We start from the raw sequence: 18,838 nt of genomic DNA, 5'->3' as shown, positions 1-18,838 counted from the left end.
CTGGACCTCGCCGCTGGCACGGTTTAGCGAGCGAACTCGATCACTCCAGTCTGGGTCCGCCGGTGGCTCGCGGCGGCACCCAAAGAGGGTCGCCGAATAGTGTTTCGCGAGACTGGCCGCGGGGCGGCGCTCATGGCGGGCCGACGCTGCCGGCAGGGGCGCGAGGAGAATCGGGAGGCAAGCGAGGAGCTCAGGCCGCTGGAGAGGTCGGCGGGGCGGCGGGTGGCGCCGGGGTCGATCCGGAGGGACGCGCGGGCCGGGGGCGCTTGTTTCCTCGTCGGCCGCGGACGGCACGAGCGAGGTTGCCGGAACCGGTCGCCCCGGGCGGCGTCCATCCGCGGTATGACGAGCCCCGTGGCGCCCGCCGAACCCTCCGGTCCTCCCCCTGGTTATGGCCCGCGTGCGCGCGGGGTCCCCGTGCGCAACAAGCTGCTGATCGCCGCGGTGATCGCCAACCTGGCCGGCATGATCGCGGCGGTCTTCCTGGCCCGGCTCATCCGCGACGTGCCGGCCGACGCGTCGACCGAGACCATGCTGCTGGTCGCCTACTACACGGCGCTGTGCGTGGTCGCGGTCGCCGACGCGCTGCTCGTCGACGAGTTCATGTTCGGGGGGGCGTTCCGCCTGACCCATCTGCAGGGCAAGGACCCGAAGTACGCCAGGGCGAGCGACGAGGCGGCGATGGTGGCTGCGACGATGCAGCGCTCGTCGGTCAGCTTCCCGATCGTCCTGTTGCTGTCCGGCGGGCTGACGTACCTGCTCTTCAACTTCGTGAACCAGGACTTCAACTCTTATTACCGAAGAGTTGGAATTCACGTCAGTTCTCTGCGAGGGGACGAACCCGAGAATCAAACCCGCCGGCTGCAGGCGATCGCCGAGTTGTCGGTGCGCCGGCACCCCACGATCGTGCCGACTTTGCGCCAGCAACTGGTCCGCGGGGGCGAGGTCGGGGCGTGGGGGGCCTGGGCGCTCGGGCGCTTCATCGACGTCACGTCCGAGCGCAAGGCCATCCTCGGCGACCTGCGGGCCGCCGTGAAGTCGCCGGATCCGAACCTCCGCCGCGAGGCGCTGATCTCGCTGGCGCGCTACCAGGATCGAGACGTCGCTGACCCGTTGATCGGCGAGCTCGAGCGCGACCTGGCGGCCGGCGTGATCGACCGGCGGTTGCTGATCGCGGCGGGCTACATCCAGGTGCCGAAGCTTTTGCCGGTGCTGCAGCAGATCCTGCAGCGCGGCGACGAGAGGGCCCAGCGCGTGGCCGCGTGGGCGATCGCGCAGCACCGCGATCAGCGCGAGGCCAAGGACCTCGACACGATGCTGACGGATCGCCTGCCGTCGGCCGCGTTCCCGGTGCGCTGCGCGATCGTGTTCAGCCTCGGGATCCTCGGCAACGAGCGCGCGAACGTGCCCCTGATGCACGCGTACGACACCGCGACACCGGAGGAGCGGACTACGACGTGCCCGGTCGAGGTGGTGTACCTCCGGCCCGACGGTCAGCAGGACCACTTCGAACTGCTCCTGCCGGTCGACAACTACGAGAACCACATCTTCAAGGTTCTGGGCCAAATCCGCGCCACGTCTCCAGAAATTCGGGCTGAGGTCGAGCCGTGGCTGGAGCGCCTCGTGGCCGCGCACAAGGGCGACGGGACGCTCAAGTCCGACCGCGCGAAGTCGCTGCTCGACGGGATCAGGAGCGCGCGCGACGACTCGAAGTTGGAGGCGCCGGAGTAGGCGCCGCGGCGCTGGAGCCGGTACAATCGGTGTGCGCGAAAGAGCACATCGACATGCACCGCTTCGCTTTTCCTGTCCTCGCGTTCGCCTCGGTCGCCGTCACCGCGACGGCGGCCTCCGCCCACATCGCCCTGAGCTCGCCGTTGCCGCGGCACGTCGAGCAGAAGTCCGGACCGTGCGGGGTGGGGCCGAACGACGCTCGCGGGGACGAGGTGGCGACCTTCCAGGGCGGCGAGACGATCATGGTCCGCTGGACTGAGACGGTCGACCATCCGGGGCACTTCCGGATCAGCTTCGACAACGACGGCCACGACGACTTCGGCGACCCGGCCGGCTACGACGACTTCTACTCGAACCCGGCGGTGCTGGTCGATGAGATCGCCGACAAGAACGGGCCGCAGCAGATGTACGAGCAGGCAGTGACGCTGCCGCTGATGAGCTGCGACAACTGCACGCTGCAGGTCATCCAGGTGATGACCGACAAGCCGCCGTACGAGATCGGGACCAACGACCTCTATTACCAGTGCGCCGACATCGTGCTCATGGGCGCGGCGGAGACGACGGGCGAGGAGACGACGGGCGAGGCGACGACGGGCGAGGTGACGACGGGCGAGGAGAGCACGGGCGACACGACCGGCGTCGGCACCACCACGTCGGGTGAGCCCGGGACTTCGACCGGCGGGGACACGCAGCCGACCACCGGCGGTAACGTCGGGACGACGGCCGACGACGGCACGACGGGCGACGGCACGACGGCCGCGAGCGGCAACGACAGTGAGGGGACGGGCAACGCGACCGAGAGCATGTCGGGGGGCGAGGGCGGCTGCGGGTCGTGCCGCACGGAAGGCGCCAGGAGCAGCGGCGCGGCGGCAGCGTTGTTGTTGCTGCTGGCGCGCCGGAGGCGGCGTGCTTAGCGGCCGGCGTGTGCGCGTACACGGGCCCGCGGGGGCGCAGCGTCACGGCCGGCCGCGAGGCGCGGGATGGGTCGGTCTGGCGCTGGGCGTCTGGTGCTTGCCCACGACCGCGCTGGCGCACATCCGCCTGATCGAGCCGGTGCCGCGGCACGAGCAGCAGAAGGCCGGGCCCTGCGGAGCCGGCACCGACGACGCGCGCGGCGAGGCGGTGAGCACGTTCCGGCCGGGGCAGACGATCACCGTGCGCTGGCAAGAGACGGTGCCGCACCCGGGGTACTTCCGGATCAGCTTCGACGAGGAAGGACAGGACGCGTTCGCCGATCCGCCCGCGGCCGGCGAGCGCGGCGACCCTGCGGTGGTGCTGGTCGATCTCGTCGCCGACAAGGACGGGACGCAGACGTATGAGCAGGCGGTGACGCTGCCGGACGTGAGCTGCGAGCGCTGCACGCTGCAGCTCGTGCAGGTGATGACGGACAAGGCGCCGTACGGGGACGGCAACGACCTCTACTATCAATGCGCCGACCTCGTGCTCAGCGAGGACGCGCCCGAGACGAGCGGGGCGCCGGCCGAGGACGACGCGCGTGGCTGTCGCACCGGCTCGGCGGGGCCGCTGGCGCTGGTGCTGCTGCTGGGTCGACGGCGCCGGCGAAGGTGAGGCGGCGAGCGACGAAGCAGCCGGTTGCGAGCGACGCGACGAGGATGCCGGCCGATCGCCCAAGGAGGCCGCGCGACCTCCTCGGAGGCCCTGGGGCGGCGAGAGCGGCCGCCGGGGGCCGGTTGACGCCGTCGCGGCAGCGAGCAAAGCGCTTGTCGCCCGCGCGGCCTAGAATTGCAGCGCTAGGCCGCCGGCGGCCGGCTTGACGCGGACGCGGGCGGTCCAGTCGTCGCGGTCGCGAGTGAAGCGCTCGTAGCGGACCGCGCCGATGGCGGTGAGCGGCATGCCGACGAGCATCATCAGGGCGCCGGGGACGAGGAAGTGGAGGCCGGCGTAGGGGCCTCCGGGGGCCGGGCCCTCGGGGGCGGGCTGCGGGTTCATGACGAGGATGGCGCCGACGATGGTGGTGGGGATCCCGAAGGCGAACAGGCTGGCGCCGACGATCAGCGACTTGAGGCCGCGCGGTCGCGGGTACTGGACGTCGAGGCTCGTCGTGCCGGGGTCCTGACACGGCTTGCCGGCCGCGGCCGACCGCACCGGCAGGCGACAGGACCGGAGTTTCGCGGTCGCGGTGGTCGGGGCGAGCGCGACGAGGGCAGCGAGCGAACACAGGCACAACGCGCGGCGCATGAGCAGCTCCCGTGGAGAAGGACAGCAGTCTTGACCGCACCAGCGTCCGCCATGCTCGCGCGATCTGCAAGCGGGCAGTAGCCGGATGCGCGGCTCGCCGAGGCGTGCTACCGATGCGGCGTCAGGAGAGCGCCATGATTCAGCAGGCCCTACTTCGCACCCTCACCCTCGCGTTCGGCACCACGCTTCTGTTCGCTGGGGGCTGCAAGGACACCTCGGGAGCCGGCTCCGGCGTGCCCGGGCCCGTCGCCGATCCGGCGGGGACCGCCGGCGCGGGTGGTGGCGGCGCGCAGACGCCGGTCGAGACGAAGCCGGAGGCCACGCCCGAGGGCACGCCCGTCGCCGCGACGGCCGGTGATGCGGCCTCGCCGACGAATCCGCCCGCGTCGGGCGACTCCACGACGGTGTTCGTCGAGTGCACGACGCGCTCGAGCATGTGCACGCGCGAGTACAGCCCGGTCTGCGGCAAGCTGTCCGACGGGGCGCGCAAGTCGTACTCGAACAAGTGCGTGGCTTGCGGCGACCATGCGGTCGTCGGCTACTCGCCCGGTGCGTGCCCCGAGCCGCCGCCGACCTGATGCGAAGGCGCGGGGGGCGTCCAGGGCGAAGGCTCGCGCCGACGCGGGCAGCGCGTGAAAGGGCGCCCGGGGAGCGCGGTTTGCCGGGGCTCGGGCCGTTCGCGGACTGCGCGGACGGCAGCCGAGAAAGTGCTTGACGAGCCCCGAAGAGCCGGGTAAAAGCCCGACCCTCGCTGCGCCACTTTAGCTCAGTTGGTAGAGCAGCTGATTCGTAATCAGCAGGTCTCCGGTTCGAGTCCGGAAAGTGGCTTGGGTTTTTGTTGAGTGGCAGGAGCGATCTCCGGCTTGGCCAAGGCGCCGAGGTGGAGGTCGCTCGCTTGCTGCGCCGTGAGTGCCGGCGCTCGGTTCGAGCGTCGCGCCCGCGCTGTCAGTATCGCGGCCGCGCCGCGCCGCGCTCGGGGTGGAGCGTCGTGTGAACGGACATGCCTGAAGCGACATGTCCCCGGGAACTGGCGGCGGAGCGGGCCTCGGCGCTGCCGCGGTAGATGAGCAGGGCGACTGCGCTGCCGGGTCGTGAGCCGCCGTCGCGGAAGTGGGCCTGGACCTGCACGCGCCAGTGGAGGTCGTCGTGCTTCTCCATGCGGCAGGTGAAGCCCAGCATCGCGTCGTCGATCGGCCGTTGGCTCGGGACGTCGGACGGGAGCACGACCCACCACCAGTCGCCGACGCGGGTGCCTTCGTACACGCGGTAGAGCTCGCCGTCCTGCACGTTGGCCGCGTAAGCCGACGGGATGGGTCGTGGCGTCGGACAGTCAACGGCATCCGCGGCGATGCGCTTGGCGTCAGCTTGATTCACGGCTCACCTCCTATGCGGCCACTACGGTGGAAAAGGCCGCCTTCCCGGCAAGTGACCTCGGCTAATTCGCGGCGCGGCGGGCCGGCCGCTGGCGCCGGGGCCGTGCAGGCCGAGGATCGGCGCAGGTCGTCCGCTTCGCCGCTCGACGCGGTGCTTGCCTCGTGGCGTCGAGCGGCGGCGCGGCGGGTCCGGCGATGCCGTCCGGCCGCGCCGATCCGCGCCGTGGCTGTGATTCACGCGGCGGCGGGCGGCCGGGTGCGCCGAGGTGTTCTCGCGGGCTCGGAGTGTGAGGCGCGCCGCGTCGACTTGCCGAAAGGACATGTTTTCAAGAACATGTCCGCGAAGACATGCTGCGCGGGCTCAGAAGCTGCGGGCGACGGCGGCGCGGAAGTAGTTGAGGCCGAACTCGTCGTCGAAGCCGCGGGCGTACTGCAGCATGAGGTCGATGGCGTCGCCGTAGCCGAGCTTGAAGCTGGCGACGAAGCTGGCGCCGACGCCCCACTTCAGCATCTGGCGGGTGAACTTCTCGCCGCCTGCGCCCCAGGCGGCGCCGAGGTCCATGAAGGGGACGAGGGTGAGGCGGCGCAGGAAGCCGGGCAGGGTGCCGAGGCCGCGCTCGACGTCGGCGAGCGGGATCCGGTACTCGACGTTGAGCACGCCGTAGTAGCGGCCGGGGAACGCGAACGGGCGATAGCCGCGCAGGTTGCCCCAGTCGCCGTAGGGGGTGCGGAAGAGGAAGCTGCGCAGGACCTCGTTCTGCTGCGAGGTGCCGCCGATGTAGAACGGCGAGCGCCGGCCGAGAGTGCCGGCAGAGGCGCCGCCCTCGAGCGAGATGCCGAGCACCTGGTGGCCGCGCCACGGCATGCGCAGCATCTCGACGTAGCGACCGGTGACCCAGAGGTCGGAGTAACGGCCGCCGAGGTGCGGGTCGATGAGGTTGACGGTGATGCTGGCGGCGCGCCCGGTCTCGTTGCCGTAGGCGTAGCGGGTGCTGCGGCGGCCGTCGTAGTCGAGGCCGAAGGCGACGGAGCCGAGGCCGCCGAGGTCGGGCAGCGTGGAGGAAGGGGCGTTGGGGTCGACCGCGGGGACGTTATTGACGTTGGCGTAGTGGGTGTACGCGTAGCTGAGGCTGGCGAAGGCGTTGTGGACCGGGTGGCGCACGACCGGGACGCTGACGGAGGCGCGCGCGGTGGTGATCCGCTCGTCGTAGCCGCGCTGCAGGTAGGAGGGCGGGCTGGCCCCGGGCGCGAGGTCGTCGGGCGGGCCGTACTCGTAGCGCTCGAAGCTGCCGCGGCGGGCGTAGTCGCGGCTGACGAGCACGCGGAAGGTGGGCAGGAGGCGCGACCACTCGTAGACGACCGAGCCGCTGGGGGCGCGGAAGGCGGTGTTGTAGCCGCCGTTGATCGCGAGGCTGTGAAACTGCAGGACGTCGCTGACGCCGATCGAGGCGCCGATCTCGGTGCCGAAGCTGCCGGAGGTGGCGGAGGCCAGGGCGGAGGGGAAGATCGTGCGCGGGAAGAAGGTGCGGTAGGCCTTGTAGCGCTGGCTCTTGAGGCTGACGGGCCGGCCGCGATCGCCGACCTCGTCAGGGGTCGGGTCGTCGATCGTCGGCAGCGGATCTTGCACCGGCAAGGGCTCGAAGAACTCGGCCGGGTCGAGCTTCATGACCCAAAGGTCATATCCGTGGCTGGTGAAGCCGAGGTAGACGAGGCGCTTGCCGTCGTGGCTGACGACCGGCTCGAAGGCGCCGCCGAGGACGTTGGTGACCTGGTGGACGCGGGCGCTGGCGACCTCGTAGGCGTAGATGTTGAAGACGCCGTCGCGGTCGCTGTTGAAGAGGACGTACTTGCCGTCGGGGGTCCAGCTCGGCTCGCTGTCGAGGAAGCGGTCGGCGGTGGCCCGCACGGTGGTCTGCGACTCGCGGTCGTAGATGTAGATGTCGCGCATGCCGCCCTCGCGGAAGGCGGAGTAGGCGACCTTCTTGCCGTCGGCCGACCACCGCGGGCCGGTGACGATCTGGATCCGCTCGAACGGGGCGACCTCGGTGACCTCCTTGGTCTCGATGTCGAGGAAGGCGAGGCGCGCCTGGGCCGAGTCGTTGCGCGAGAAGACGACAGTGCGACCGTCGGGCGAGACGTGCGGGTCGCGGGCGCGGGCGCCGAAGGTGAGCTGCTCGAGGTCGCCGGGGTTCTGCCGGACGTCGCGCGCGCCCTTGGCGGGCGGTCGCCAGCGCCACAGGTCGGTCCACGAGTAGCGCAGGTCGTGGACGCCCCAGATCTCGAAGATCATGTCCTCGGAGACGCCGACGAAGGAGCCCGAGCCGGCGTCCTGCAGCTCGACGATCCGCTCGACGCCGACGGTCTGGCCCTGCTTGCCGATGCCGATGCCCTCGCGGATCGCCCCGCCGGTGCTGCGGATCCGCCGGATCCCGGGGTTCGAGTGGCCGTCGTCCTCGAAGTAATAGATGTGCCGATCGTCGGGCGACCAGAACGGGTGGCGCACGAAGTTGCCCGAGGCCTGGGCGGAGGTGGTGAAGGTGATCCGTCGCCCCTCGCGGATGCCCCGCGCCCGGATCGCGCGCGCCTGGCCCTGGAAGCGGCGCACGGTGTCGAGCTCGAACTCCTCCCACAGCTTCTCCCAGCTGACGCCGAGGACCTTCTCGACGGCGCGGTTGATGGCAAACGGGAGGGTCTGGCCGCCGTAGACGTGGTTGAGCTCGGCGAGCTTGTCCTCGCCGTAGCGGTTGCTGATGTAGCGCAGGAGATAGAGGCCGTAGAGGTAGACGCTGCTGCCGTGGGGGAAGATGTTGGCGCCGGAGGAGACGCGATCGATCGGGATGAAGCCGTGCTCGAGGATCGGCGCCCGCAAGTACATCTCCCACTGGGTGTGCCGCCCGCGACCCTGGCTGGTGAGGCGGGTCTCCTCGTGGCTGGCGAGGCCCTCGACGAACCACCGCGGCTGGATGACGTTGGGCTGCCAGACCTTGCCGGCGCGCCCGAACCCGAGCAAGGCGTTGATGAGCCGCGGGACGCCGTGCGTGGTGTCGAGGTGGATGATGTGCGTGTATTCGTGGGTCAGGAGGATGTCGATCCAGTCGTCGTATCCCTCGAGCACGGACATCGAGTCGGGGGCGGTGACGTAGGCGACGATCCGCGGGTACGGGCTGGTGTTGGCGAGGCCGTTGGCGGCGTCGGTGTGGTCCTGGTAGACGACATGGGTCTTGAGCCACGGCGAGTGCGAGAGGCTGGTCGAGAGCCGCTCGTGCGCCCGCTCGAGCACCATGGCGGCCTTCTCGGCGACGTACTCGTTGCCCTGGTAGTAGTGGACGTAGAAGTGGTCGGTCTCGAGGGTGCGCCAGCGTGGGTCGCGCGTGGCGGCCTCGGCAGGGCGCCAGACGAGGCAGGCGAGGACGAGCCCGAGCAGCGCCAGGACCCCGCGCAAGCGGCGAGGAGCACGGGCAGGGCGCAACGCGGACACGGGCGCCAAGCCTAACAGGACGGTCCGCCGACCGGGATGCGAAGCAGCGGCGATCGAGCGTGCGCGAGGTCGGTGGCGCGCACGATCCGGCGATCGTGATGCGCGTGGCGCCTCGGGCGCGCAGGCGCCGAGCAGGCGGTTCGAGCCGCGGCGTCAGCGGGGCTTCGCGGGGCGCGGTGAGGCCCGAGGGGCTTCCGGGGCAGGGTGCGCGCAGAGACGTGGGTCGCCAGGGGGATCGACCGCGCGACGGTCAGGGCAGCGCGGGTCCGAAGCCGGACGGATGCGCTGCGATCGCTTCGGGGCGGCCGACGGCCCGAAGGAGATTGCGGCGATCGGGGTGGGGCTTCCGCGAGGGGCCGAGCGGCGGGAGTGCTTCGGGATCGTCGGCGGCGGTGCTTCGGGTCGGCAGTCGCGAGGCGCGGGATGACGGCGATCAGGGGCTGGCGTCGGTGCAGGCGCCGTCGTAGCAGCCGAAGAAGGGGGCGCAGTCGTTGTGGCTGGCGCAGGGGTCGCCCTCCTGGCCGTCCCAGCACTGACCGAGCATGCACGCGGGCGAGGTGGGGCCGCAGTCGTGGTCGTTCTTGCAGGGATCGCCCTCGTTGCCGTCGTAACAGACGCCCTGGACGCAGCTCGGGGTGAAGTCGGCGCAGTCGCCGTCGTTATCGCAGGGGTCGCCCTCGTCGCCGTCGTGACATTGATGATCGTCCTGGGCGCAGTACGGGGCCTGATCAGGACAATCGTTGTTTTCGAAGCACAGCTGGCCCTCGCCGACCGGGACGGGTGGCGCGGTGGTCGAGGCGCCGCCGCTGGTCGGTTCAGGCGCGCCGGAGGTGGTCGTGGTGGTGCCGTCGTCTGCGGGCAGGTCGGGCGGGGTGGCGCCGGACGTGGTGGTGGTGTCGGTGGTGGGCGCGACGGGCTCGGAGTCGGTGGTGGTGGTGCCGGTGGAATCGGTGCCGGGAGCCGGCGGGCCCGCGCTGGCGGCCGTTGTTGCCGTGGTGACGCCAGGCGGCGGCCCGGCGCTGTCGGTGACGCCGAAGCCGAAGCCGGACGGCTTCTCCGGCTCGATGCAGGCCATGAGCGTCGCCAGACCGAGGGGCAAATACACGATGTGTCGCATGTCGGGCCTCGCTGGATCGCGGCTGTCCGCATTCAGCATGTGCCCACATTTCCGCGCGGCATGATCAAATTATATTGATGTGACCGGACGCCGATCCCTCGCTCGCGGCCCGCAGGAGGGGCTGGGGCGGGGAGACGGGGCGTGACGGCGGAATTTGGGGGTTGCGCGTTTTCGCGCCGAGGCAATGCGCTGCGTGGCGGTCACGACATTGAGCGACGGAGGGAAATGTGCGCAGTGATACGAATCATGATTGTGAGGAGTCGGTCGGGACGGCGACGCGAGGCACACGCGCCGGCGCTCTCGCGGGCCGGTGGCGCTGGCCACACGGTAGGAAATGGTGAGAGGCGACGCGGAGCGGCGATCAGTGCGGGTGCGCGGCGGCGAGGGCGGCCGCCTCGGCGCGGCGCTGGGCGGCGCGCACGTGGGCCCACAGGCACATGAGGGCGGCGGGGGTGATGCCGGGGATCCGCGCGGCCTGGCCGGTGCTGGTCGGACGCACGCGGGCGAACCGCTCGGCGGCCTCGGTGGTGAGGCCGGGGAGGCGGCGGTAGTCGGTGTCGGGGTCGATCGGGAGGTCGGTCGCGCCGCCGCGCATCACCCGGATCTCCTTCTCCTGGCGCTCGAGGAAGCCGGCGTAGCAGCGCTGCGACTCGGCCCGCTCGCTCAACCACGCGGGGGCGTCGGGGTCGGGGCGCGCGAGCAGCTGCTGGACGCGCTCGACGCGGGCGCGGGCCCTGTCGTAACGGACAGGGTCGATGAGACCTGCTGCAAAGGACATGTCCGAAAGGCGGGCGTCGGCGTTGTCCTCGCGCAGGAGCAGGCGGTACTCGGCGCGCGCGGTGAACATGCGGTAGGGCTCGTCGCAGCCCTGAGTGACGAGGTCGTCGATCATGACGCCGGCGTAGGCGTGCTCGCGGCCGAGGACGAGCGGGGGGCGTTCGAGGGCGGCGAGGGCCGCGTTGGCGCCGGCGACGAGGCCCTGGGCGCCGGCCTCCTCGTAGCCGGAGGTGCCGTTGATCTGGCCGGCGAACCACAGGCCGGGGATGTCGCGCGCGCGCAGGGTGTGGTCGAGGTCGCGGGCGTCGACCGCGTCGTACTCGACGGCGTAGCCGGGGCGCAGCATGACGGCCCGCTCGAGGCCGGGGATGGTGCGGATGAAGGCCTCCTGCACGTCGGCGGGCAGGCTGGTCGAGATCCCGCCGGGATAGACGCTGTCGGTGCCGAGGCCCTCGGGCTCGAGGAAGATCTGGTGGCGGTCGCGGGACGCGAAGCGGACGATCTTGTCCTCGAGCGAGGGGCAGTAGCGCGGGCCGCGGCCGACGACCTGGCCGCTGTACATGGCCGAGCGGTGCAGGTTGGCGCGCACGAGCTCGTGGGTGGCCTCGGTGGTCCAGGTGATCCAGCACGGGACCTGGGCCAGGACGGGCGGCGGGCCGTCGTCGGGCAAGGTGAAGCGCGGCAGCGGGTCCTCGCTCGGCTGCTCCTCGGTGCGGGCGTAGTCGAGGGTGCGGCCGTCGAGCCGCGCAGGAGTGCCGGTCTTGAGGCGGCGCAGGGAGAAGCCGAGGGCGCGCAGGTGCTCGGACAGAGCCAGGGCCGGCGGCTCGCCGACGCGGCCGCCAGGGGTGGTGCGCTCGCCGGTGTGGAGGAGGCCGCCGAGGAAGGTGCCGGTGGTGACGACGACTGCGTCGCCAGGGAGGATGGCGCCGTCCTCGAGGATGACGCCGCGGGCCCGCCCGCCCTCGAGGTGGACCGCGGCGACGAGGCCCTCGACGACGCGCACGCGCGGATCGCCGAGGAGGGCGGCGCGGGCGTACTCGCCGTAGCGAGCCTTGTCGACCTGGACCCGGGTGCTGCGCACTGCCGGGCCCTTGGAGCGGTTGAGGACGCGGCCGTGGATCGCGCAGGCGTCGGCGGCGCGGCCCATGAAGCCGCCCATGGCCTCGATCTCCTTGACGAGGTGTCCCTTGGCGACGCCGCCCACGCTGGGGTTGCAAGGGGTCTGGCCGATCGTCTTGAGGCTGCCGGTGACGACGAGGACGCGCGCGCCGACCCGCGCCGCGGCAAAGGCGGCCTCCAGCCCGGCGTGTCCGGCTCCGACGACGATGACGACGGGTTCCACGGCGGCGCGAGGGTAGCAGACCGCGGCGGGCGTCCAAGCGCCGGCGCGAGGGCCGGCAGAGCAGCTTGTGCGAGTTCGCGCGCGCCGGTGGATCGTCGGCCGAGCCGCTGATTCGTAATCAGCAGGTCTCCGGTTCGAGTCCGGCATTCGCCGGACGCGCGATTGCCTCGGTCCGGCCGAAAGCGGCAGACGGGTGGGCGCATTCGTGCGTCCGTGGCGTGTCGGCGGCAGCGGCCCGGGAATCGGCGTTCGGGCGGCGGCGGGCGCGTTGGCGCGCGTCCTTGGAGCCATTCGCCGGTAGGTGGGCTATCTTTGCCGACGTGACGGGCTTCGTCTCGATCGTCGGCGCCGGTCCCTGGGACCCGGAACTCCTCACCCTGGCGGGCCGCGAGCGGCTGACCCGCGCGGACGTGGTGATCGCGGATTACCTGGTCAATCCGGCCCTCTTCTCCCATTGCCGCGCGGACGTCCACCTGTTCCAGCGCACCGAGAGCCCGCACGGCGGGGCCCACGGCGAGCCGGTGCCCGACCAGGAGGCGATCAACCGCCTGATGGTCGAGCGCGCGGCCGCCGGCCTGTTCGTGGTCCGCCTCAAGGGCGGCGACCCGATGGTGTTCGGCCGCGGCGCCGAGGAGGCCGAGGTGCTGGCGGCCCGCGGGATCCCGTTCGAGTTCGTGCCCGGCGTCAGCGCGGCGATCGCCGCGCCCGAGGCGGCCGGCATCCCGGTGACGCACCGCGACCACGCGCCCTGCGTCAGCCTGGTGTCCGGCTACGAGGCGTACGAGAAAGGCGGCCGGGCGGTCGACTGGGAGCACCTGGCCAAAGGGACAGGTACGCTGGTGCTGATGATGAGCGTCCGCAACTGCCGGCAGAACGCGGAGCGGCTGATCGCGGCCGGGCGTGATCCGGCGACGCCGTCGGCGGTGATCCGCTGGGGCACCCGCGGGATCCAGCGCACCGTGATCGCGCCGCTGGCCCAGATCGCCGACCGCGTGGAGGCCGAAGGGCTGCGCCCGCCGGCGGTGATGGTGGTCGGCAGCGTGGTCGACCTGCGGCGGACGACACAGTGGTTCGAGCGCCGGCCGCTGTTCGGCAAGCGCGTGGTGGTGACGCGGGCGCGGCATCAGGCCAGCGAGCTGCTGCAGCTGCTCGCCGGTCAAGGCGCCGACGCGGTGTCGGTGCCGTGCCTCGACATCGCGCCGCCCGAAGATCTGGCGGCGCTGAGCACGGCGGCGCAGAGCCTCGACGAGATCGACGGGGTGATCCTGTCGAGCCCGAACGGGGTGCGCGCGTGGTTCGACGCGCTGGCCGGGCTCGAGCTCGACGTCCGCGCGCTGCACGGCAAGTGCATGGCGGCGATCGGCACCGGCACCGCGAATGCGTGCTGGGAGCGTGGGATCCGGCCGGACATCGTGCCGTCGGCGGCCCGCTCGGAGGGGCTGGTCGAGACGCTCGGCTCGCGCGGGCTGCTGGCCCGGCGGTGGTTGCACGTGCGCGCCGACGAGGGCCGCGACCTGATCGCGGAGGCGGTGCGCGCGGCGGGCGGGAGCTATCGCCTGGTGATCGGCTACCGCGTGATCCGCCCGAAGGTGCCGGGGCTGCTGACGCGCTCGCTGCTGCCGCCCGAACACGGCGGCGAGGGCACCGACGCGATCTGCTTCGCCAGCGGCAAGACGGCGCGACACTTCGTGGAGACGCTGATGGAGGCCCACGGTGAGGCGCTGACCCGCGAGGTGCTGCGCCGGGCGCGGCTGATCGCGCTCGGTCCGGTGACGGCGGGCGCGCTCGAGTCGATGGACCTGCGCGCCGACGCGGTCGCCGGCGGGCTGACCGACGAGGCGATGCTCGCGGCGGTGGTCGAGGCGATGAATCGCGGATAGGACCCGCGGCGGGCGGGCCGCGGCCAGGACCGGCGATCGCGGGTGCGCGGGGGGGTTCACGCCGGCCGCGCGGGCGGCCGAGCATTTGTCCGTTGCCGGGCGGACCGGTATCGTTGGGCGATGAGCTTTCTCCGCGAGTACGCGGCGAGCGAGGCCGGGGCGCGCAGGGCCCTGACGTTGCGGTGGCTGGCGGAGCGCCCGCGCGAGCTGTTCGCGGAGCTGCAGCGCGAGCGGCCGGTCTTCGCCACGCCGGGCCTGGTGCTGGTGACGCGCCAGGCCGAGGCGATCGAGGTGCTGACCCGCGGCGATGTGTTCTTGGGACATGCCCTCGAGGCCAGGCGACAGCCGCTGTTCGGCGGGTTCTCGCTCGACGAGCGCGAGGGGCCGCGCGCGGCGGCGGAGGCCGCGTTGGTGCGGCTGTGCGTGCGCGGCGACGATGCCGATCGGGTGGCGTCGATCGCCCACGAGGCGGCCACCGCGGCGGTCTCGGCCGGCTGTCGTCAGGGGCGCTTCGAGGTGGTGCGAGATCTGGCCCACGTCGTGGCCGGTCGCGTGGCCGCCGAGTACCTCGGGGTCGGCGGTCCGGAGGAGAGCACTCTGGTGCGGTGGGTCGAGGCGATCGGCCGCGACATCGAGCGCAACCCGACGGGCGACAGCGAGATCCACGAGGAGGCGCGCGCGGCCGCGGCGGAGCTCGGCGGCTACACGGACACGATGGTCGCGTCGCGCAGGGCCCAGCGATCGTCGGGCCGGATGGCGGGCGACGACGTGCTGGGGCGGCTGGTGGCGCTGCAGAACGTGGCGCACCTGCGGCTCGAGGAGCGTCGCCTCCGGGAGGTGCTGCTGGGGTTGCTGGCGGCGGGGGTCGAGCCGATCGCGGCGTCGATCTCGCTGGCGCTCGGCGAGTTGATCGACCGCCCGGGGGCGCTGCAGGTGGCCCGCGCGGCCGCGGCGAGCGGCGACGACGACAAGCTGTGGGCGGTGCTGCGCGAGGCGCTGCGGTTCTCGCCGCCACGCCTGATGCTGGCGCGCAGCTGCGGGCAGAGTCATCACCTGGCCCAAGGGACAGCCGACGAGGTGGTCGTGCCCGCGGGCGCGACCGTGGTGGTGGCGACTGCGGCCGCGGCCTTCGATCCGGCGCGCGTGGACGAGCCGGAGCACTTCCGCGTCGACCGGCCGGAGCACCCCGACTTCCTGTTCGGCGAGGGGCCACACGCTTGCGTGGCCCGCCACGTGGCCACTGCGGCGATCCGCGAGGCCTGCAAGGCGCTGCTCGGCCATGAGTTCCATCTGTCGGGGCCGCTGCGGCGCGACGGGGGGCGACCGATCTCGTTCCCCGTCGAGCTGGCGCCGCTGCGCGCTGCCGGTTGAGGCCGCCTCGCTGGCGAGGCAGGACGAGGCTGGGCGCTTCAGCGAGCCGGCGCCCGGGCGCGGCAGCGGACGCGCTGACGAGGCGCGAGGTGGGTGGGCACGGGGCCGTCTCTCAGGGCGTCGTCATCGAAGACGGGATGTTCTTTGGGACAGGTGGAGGTCGGTCGCCGTGAGGGCGAGGTGCGGGCGAGTTCGGCGAACTCGAGTTCGCCGTCCGCAGGGAGCTGGTCTTCAGGACAGGTGGCGAACCCAGCGAGCTCGAGCATGGCGAGGCGCGCCTAGCGCCCAGCGATCCGGCGAGGTCGGCCGAGGCTGGCGCCGAGACCGCGGCGGGCCCGGCGATGGGGCTTGGGAGGCCGATTGGGACGGTTTTACGGGGGGGAGCGGGAAGCGTCGGCGGCGTGCAGGTGCGTGCGGCCGCGCTCGTGCCATGGAGAAGCCATGACGACAGGGCAAGGCAGTTTCTCCACCGACATCGCGACCATCCGCAAGCGAGCGCGCGAGCACCTCGAGAAGGGGGCGCTCACGCCCAACTACGGCGCCGACGTCGAGACGGCGATCCGCGTGCTCAACGAGGCGCTGGCGACCGAGATCGTCTGTGTCCTCCGCTACCGCTTCCACGCGGTCACGGCGACCGGGATCGCCAGTGAGTCGGTGAAGGCCGAGTTCGAGGAGCACGCGCAGGAGGAAGAGGCGCACATGCTGTGGATCGCCGAGCGCATCAACCAGCTCGGCGGCAAGCCCAACTTCAACCCCGACGGTCTGTCGAGCCGCTCGGCGTCGCAGTACGTCGAGGGCAAGAACCTGGTCGACATGATCAAGGAAGACCTGGTGGCCGAGCGGATCGCCATCGAGACGTACCGCGAGATGATCCGCTACTTCGCCGAGCACGACCCGACGACGCGCATGCTTCTTGAAAGGATCCTCGCGCAGGAAGAGGAGCACGCCAACGACATGCACGACCTGCTGGTCGCGCACGAGGGCAAGCCGATGCTCGACCACTAGGCGGCGCGCGAGCGCCGTCGGTTCGGCGAGAGGTGTCTTTTGGGACAGGTCCGCGCGCGGCCCGTCAGGCGTAGCTGTCGACGATGCCGCGCAGGTAGCCGCGTTTGCGGCGATCGAGCGCGGCGGTGATCATCGTCAGCGGGCACTCCTCGGCGTCGTCGGCGAGGCGGATGATCGGCAGGCGATAGTAGGCGTTGTCCTCGTCGTCGAGCTCGATGGCCCAGGCGGCGCCGTCGAGGTTGAGGAGCATGACGAGGCCGACGTGGCGGGCGGCGGCGTCGAGGATCTCGCGCTCGCCGAGCTGCAAGATCTTGCGCTGCGTGCGGTACCGGGACAGGAGGAAGGCCTCGAGGACGTCGAGCGACTCGAGGTCGGTGGCGAGCGGCTCGCCGATCAGGGCGTGGAGCTCGTCCCGGAGCTCGACGTCGCTTGCGAGCCAGATCTGGAACGCCTCTCGCGAGTGGAGCTGCAGCGCGCCGAGCATGGGCGGAGCTTAGCGGAGGCGGGGTCGGGCGTCGCGCACGGTTTGCCGCGCAGTGATGGCCTCGGGGACATGTCCCGCCGCGGGTTCACGTCAGCTGTTCGTCGAGCCAGGCGAGCGCCTCGGCCTCGGTGCCGAACATGCGGAGGGTGTTCTTACGGCCGCTCAGGCGGAGCATCAGGTTGACGGCGGCGCGGACCAGCGGGCTGGTGGTGACCGTGGCGGTCGGACCGGCGTCGCCCATGGTCTGCAGGTGCTTGCGCGCGTCGCTGGTGTACTCGGTGCCCCGGGGGACCACGGACATCGAGGGCTTCATGAAGTAGGGCCCGTCCTTGCCGAAGCGAGTGACGAACTGCTGGGCGTCGGCGAGATCGAAATCGCCGGAGACAGCCACGCGCACGTAGGGGCGACCGCGGGGCGTCAGGAGCTCTTCGAAGACAATGGGCATGATCATCGACGCGGGGTGTCGCTCGCGGCTCCGATCCACGACTTTAAAAAATGTGGCGGGGGAGGGTCAATCTCGCTGCAAACGAGGGTTTGGCGGGCGGGTAGGGCAGCCAGCGTCGCGGTCGTACTCGCCGTGCGCCCGGAAGCGCGGTGGGACGAGGGGGCGCCGGCGGCGGGGCGTAGGTCGGCGCTCCGGCGTGATCTCGCGCGGGTCGAACCTCTGGTCTTCCCTGGGCCGCGCGAAGTCGGGCGGGTCGAGCTGGCGAGCCGAGGGAGGTGAGCCGCCGGCAGCGGGTTCGCGCTTCAGGACATGTCGATGGGGACATGTCCGAGGGGGCATGCCATTTAAAACATGTCCGAAGTGCTATCCGCCCCAGAAGGCGACCACGTCGGCGATGGTGTCGCGCGGGCGCAGGACGGTGACCTCGCCGCGGTCGAGACCGAGGGCCAGGGGGACCGCGCGGCTGCAGTAGCGCGACCACATCGACAGGGTGTAGGCGCCGGTGTCACGGATCAGGACGTGATCGCCGACGGACAGCGGCGGGAGCGGGAGGTCGCGGGCGAGCACGTCGCCGCCGAAGCAGAGCGGGCCGGCGAGCGTGGTGGCGACGGGGTCGCCGGCGAGGGGCTGGCCGTCGCGCCCGAGAGCGAGGAAGTCGTGGTGCCACTCGTGGGGGCGGTAGACGCGGCGCACGAACAGGTCGGCGCCGACGTGGAGGACTGCGACGGGGCCGGGCTTGACGACCTCGACGCGCGAGACGACGAAGCCGCAGTCGGCGAGGAGCGAGCGGCCGAATTCGGTGACGAGCAAGACGTCGTCGCGAAACAGGTCGGGGATGGCCTGGCGCAGGGCGGCGACGTAGGCGGCAGGGGTGAGGCGCGGGGCGTCGTCGCTGTACTGGGCGGGCAGGCCGCCGCCGAGGTCGAACATGTCGATCGGGCCAGGTCGCGCAGCGAGCAGCTCGCGCCGCAGCTGCCACACGCGAGCGGCGCCGTCGACGAGCTCGGGGATGGTGACGCCCTGCGAGCCGATGTGGACGTGCAGGCCAGTGAGGAAGGGGTGACGGACGAAGGCGTCGACGATGGCGGCGCGCTGCGACAGCGGGACGCCGAAGCGGCTGCCGCGGTGGCCGACGCTGGTGAGCGCGAGGGCGGCCTCGGCGAGCTCGGGGTTGATCCGCAGGCCGATCCGGCTGGCGCTGGCGGGGCCGTGGAGGGCGGCGATCCGCTCGAGCTCGGCGAAGTTGTCGGCGTTGATCCGCAGGCCCAGGCGCAGCGCCTCGGCCAGCTCGGCCTCGGTCTTGGCGGGCGAGTCGAAGACGATCCGGTCGGGGCTGCAACCTGCTCGCAAGGCCAGGTGGACCTCCTCGATCGAGGCGGCCTCGAGGCCGGCGCCCGCGGCCACGACGACGCGCAGGACGCCGATCAGGGGGTTGGCCTTGATCGCCACGGTGTGCAGCGCGCGCGGGACGGCGAAGGCTGCGGCGAGGTCGTCGAGCTTGGCGCGCAGGCGATCGAGGTCGTGGACGAGGACGGCCGGCTCGTCGTCGTGGCCGGCGGCGCGGAGCTTGCGAAAGGCGTCGACGAGCTGTTCGGGAGCAGGACGGGCGTCGACGGCGATCGGCACTGCGGGCAGG

The 18,838-nt window shown here is 71.9% G+C and carries 15 protein-coding genes and 1 tRNA gene; 8 read left to right on the top strand and 8 right to left on the bottom strand.

What is annotated here, in order from left to right; all coding sequences use genetic code 11:
* Positions 1-417 precede the first annotated feature (417 nt).
* The 3 genes from OV090_RS27950 to OV090_RS27940 all read left to right on the top strand — a co-directional run bounded on the left by OV090_RS27950 (position 418) and on the right by OV090_RS27940 (position 3,300).
* The gene (locus tag OV090_RS27950; RefSeq protein ID WP_267707675.1) at positions 418-1,731 is read left to right on the top strand and encodes a hypothetical protein; all 1,314 of its coding nucleotides are present in this window, start codon (positions 418-420) and stop codon (positions 1,729-1,731) included.
* A 53-nt stretch (positions 1,732-1,784) separates the two neighbouring features.
* Complete coding sequence (locus tag OV090_RS27945) at positions 1,785-2,645, top strand: SCE4755 family polysaccharide monooxygenase-like protein (RefSeq protein WP_267707674.1); 861 nt, start codon at positions 1,785-1,787, stop codon at positions 2,643-2,645.
* A gap of 97 nt (positions 2,646-2,742) precedes the next feature.
* Entirely contained in the window at positions 2,743-3,300 is a 558-nt protein-coding gene (locus tag OV090_RS27940) for an SCE4755 family polysaccharide monooxygenase-like protein (RefSeq protein WP_267707673.1), read from the top strand.
* A 168-nt stretch (positions 3,301-3,468) separates the two neighbouring features.
* Here the strand turns inward: OV090_RS27940 and OV090_RS27935 are convergent, their stop codons facing one another.
* Positions 3,469-3,930: a hypothetical protein gene (locus tag OV090_RS27935; RefSeq protein WP_267707672.1), complete on the bottom strand. Its 462-nt coding sequence runs from the start codon at positions 3,928-3,930 to the stop codon at positions 3,469-3,471.
* A 134-nt stretch (positions 3,931-4,064) separates the two neighbouring features.
* On the opposite strand from OV090_RS27935, the gene OV090_RS27930 reads away from it, so the two are divergent.
* Positions 4,065-4,508 carry a hypothetical protein gene (locus tag OV090_RS27930; protein ID WP_267707671.1) on the top strand — a complete coding sequence of 148 codons (444 nt, stop codon included), beginning with the start codon at positions 4,065-4,067 and terminating at the stop codon, positions 4,506-4,508.
* A gap of 177 nt (positions 4,509-4,685) precedes the next feature.
* Positions 4,686-4,758 (top strand) — tRNA-Thr (locus tag OV090_RS27925).
* Between the two features lie 117 nt (positions 4,759-4,875).
* Here OV090_RS27925 and OV090_RS27920 read toward each other — a convergent pair.
* The 4 genes from OV090_RS27920 to mnmG all read right to left on the bottom strand — a co-directional run bounded on the left by OV090_RS27920 (position 4,876) and on the right by mnmG (position 12,017).
* A complete protein-coding gene (locus OV090_RS27920) occupies positions 4,876-5,304 on the bottom strand; it encodes a hypothetical protein (RefSeq protein WP_267707670.1) in 429 nt (142 codons plus the stop codon).
* A 360-nt stretch (positions 5,305-5,664) separates the two neighbouring features.
* Positions 5,665-8,781: a hypothetical protein gene (locus tag OV090_RS27915; RefSeq protein WP_267707669.1), complete on the bottom strand. Its 3,117-nt coding sequence runs from the start codon at positions 8,779-8,781 to the stop codon at positions 5,665-5,667.
* A 433-nt stretch (positions 8,782-9,214) separates the two neighbouring features.
* On the bottom strand, positions 9,215-9,898 hold the full coding sequence (locus tag OV090_RS27910; protein ID WP_267707668.1) for a hypothetical protein: 684 nt from the start codon (positions 9,896-9,898) through the stop codon (positions 9,215-9,217).
* A gap of 361 nt (positions 9,899-10,259) precedes the next feature.
* The gene (gene mnmG / locus OV090_RS27905; protein WP_267707667.1) at positions 10,260-12,017 is read right to left on the bottom strand and encodes a tRNA uridine-5-carboxymethylaminomethyl(34) synthesis enzyme MnmG; all 1,758 of its coding nucleotides are present in this window, start codon (positions 12,015-12,017) and stop codon (positions 10,260-10,262) included.
* Between the two features lie 320 nt (positions 12,018-12,337).
* Between mnmG and cobA the strand changes: the two genes are divergently transcribed.
* From cobA to OV090_RS27890, 3 genes are all read left to right on the top strand, one after another.
* The gene (cobA, locus tag OV090_RS27900) at positions 12,338-13,897 is read left to right on the top strand and encodes a uroporphyrinogen-III C-methyltransferase (RefSeq protein ID WP_267707666.1); all 1,560 of its coding nucleotides are present in this window, start codon (positions 12,338-12,340) and stop codon (positions 13,895-13,897) included.
* Between the two features lie 120 nt (positions 13,898-14,017).
* The gene (locus OV090_RS27895) at positions 14,018-15,268 is read left to right on the top strand and encodes a cytochrome P450 (RefSeq protein ID WP_267707665.1); all 1,251 of its coding nucleotides are present in this window, start codon (positions 14,018-14,020) and stop codon (positions 15,266-15,268) included.
* A gap of 441 nt (positions 15,269-15,709) precedes the next feature.
* Positions 15,710-16,273 (top strand): ferritin-like domain-containing protein, encoded by a 564-nt coding sequence (locus OV090_RS27890; RefSeq protein WP_267707664.1) that lies wholly within the window; start codon positions 15,710-15,712, stop codon positions 16,271-16,273.
* A gap of 64 nt (positions 16,274-16,337) precedes the next feature.
* Here OV090_RS27890 and OV090_RS27885 read toward each other — a convergent pair whose 3' ends face one another.
* The 3 genes from OV090_RS27885 to OV090_RS27875 form a co-directional block, all read right to left on the bottom strand.
* The gene (locus OV090_RS27885; RefSeq protein WP_267707663.1) at positions 16,338-16,757 is read right to left on the bottom strand and encodes a hypothetical protein; all 420 of its coding nucleotides are present in this window, start codon (positions 16,755-16,757) and stop codon (positions 16,338-16,340) included.
* Between the two features lie 85 nt (positions 16,758-16,842).
* Entirely contained in the window at positions 16,843-17,202 is a 360-nt protein-coding gene (locus OV090_RS27880; protein WP_267707662.1) for a hypothetical protein, read from the bottom strand.
* Positions 17,203-17,565: 363 nt separating this feature from the next.
* Positions 17,566-18,828 carry a diaminopimelate decarboxylase gene (locus tag OV090_RS27875; RefSeq protein WP_267707661.1) on the bottom strand — a complete coding sequence of 421 codons (1,263 nt, stop codon included), beginning with the start codon at positions 18,826-18,828 and terminating at the stop codon, positions 17,566-17,568.
* Between the last annotated feature and the right edge of the window lie 10 nt (positions 18,829-18,838).

It is taken from the genome of Nannocystis sp. RBIL2, assembly GCF_026626745.1.
Classification (GTDB): domain Bacteria; phylum Myxococcota_A; class Polyangia; order Nannocystales; family Nannocystaceae; genus Nannocystis.
Note: the sequence above shows the minus strand (reverse complement) of the source record. Positions and strands in the feature narration are given on the sequence as shown.

Excerpts from the sequence above, each read along its gene's own strand:
- OV090_RS27945 (WP_267707674.1), top strand. The coding sequence starts at position 1,785 with ATGCACCGCTTCGCTTTTCCTGTCCTCGCGTTCGCCTCGGTCGCCGTC.
- OV090_RS27935 (WP_267707672.1), bottom strand. The coding sequence starts at position 3,930 with ATGCGCCGCGCGTTGTGCCTGTGTTCGCTCGCTGCCCTCGTCGCGCTC.
- OV090_RS27930 (WP_267707671.1), top strand. The coding sequence starts at position 4,065 with ATGATTCAGCAGGCCCTACTTCGCACCCTCACCCTCGCGTTCGGCACC.
- OV090_RS27910 (WP_267707668.1), bottom strand. The coding sequence starts at position 9,898 with ATGCGACACATCGTGTATTTGCCCCTCGGTCTGGCGACGCTCATGGCC.
- OV090_RS27895 (WP_267707665.1), top strand. The coding sequence starts at position 14,018 with ATGAGCTTTCTCCGCGAGTACGCGGCGAGCGAGGCCGGGGCGCGCAGG.
- OV090_RS27890 (WP_267707664.1), top strand. The coding sequence starts at position 15,710 with ATGACGACAGGGCAAGGCAGTTTCTCCACCGACATCGCGACCATCCGC.
- OV090_RS27885 (WP_267707663.1), bottom strand. The coding sequence starts at position 16,757 with ATGCTCGGCGCGCTGCAGCTCCACTCGCGAGAGGCGTTCCAGATCTGG.
- OV090_RS27880 (WP_267707662.1), bottom strand. The coding sequence starts at position 17,202 with ATGCCCATTGTCTTCGAAGAGCTCCTGACGCCCCGCGGTCGCCCCTAC.